The 789-nt window shown below is 42.1% G+C and carries 1 protein-coding gene; it reads left to right on the plus strand.

Features of this window, described 5'->3' with window-relative positions; translation table 11 throughout:
* On the plus strand, positions 1–364 hold a 364-nt coding region (locus tag H7U22_RS22955; protein WP_222621951.1), incomplete at its 5' end, for a hypothetical protein.
* Positions 365–789 lie beyond the last annotated feature (425 nt).

A 789-nucleotide genomic window follows, 5' to 3' on the forward strand; every position in this document is an offset into this window, starting at 1 on the left:
AAACCACCAATATCCAACAAATTTAAGTCAGAATTCAATATCTAAATTTAGAAACCACCAAAACAGTGCACTAGGAGGCCAGTTCCAGCCCAATCCAACTCAGGGAGGCCAATTTCCCCCGAATTTCCCCGGACCACCCGGCCTATTTTACACCAACCCCCAGTTTCCCGCCCCGGAGCCCAAAAATGGCAATTTTGGTCAAAAAATGAACGGGATTTCTGCACCCATTTTTCCGATTTCGCAGAACGCCCCTACCCGGAGGACCAGAAAAGTTTGGGAATTTCCCCCATTTTTCGGGGTTTTTCGGGATTTTTCGGATTTTCACTCATATTCCAACCACCAGCAGGCTTCAGCCAACATATAAACGTAGCGAGGAAGTATCATGTCTGTAAAGATATTATACTAGCTATACCATCTACATACCCACAAATAGGCTACAATACAATACAATAAAAAAGATCGTAAATTAGAGAGTAGAAATATTGCGCACGTTATACCTACAGGTTGAGTTATCATAAATAATATAATAACTACAAATAACTAGTCTACCTACGCTATCGTACCCCTATTGAAATACCCCTAATACCATATTTAATATATAACTTATTCTGTATATCAAACCTATGCTCACTATCACCTCAATCTCAAACATCACCACCACATCCAATGAAACCAAGTCAGTGTCGGAAACTAATCCACAAAGAACACCCATACCATCAAACGCAGCCCGCATCTAAAACCAGCCACCACCCGGCTCAAGGCAACCACGAGGACCAAACACACCCCAAA

The sequence above is a fragment of the Pedobacter fastidiosus genome (assembly GCF_014306625.1).
In the GTDB taxonomy this organism is placed as follows: domain Bacteria; phylum Bacteroidota; class Bacteroidia; order Sphingobacteriales; family Sphingobacteriaceae; genus Pedobacter; species Pedobacter fastidiosus.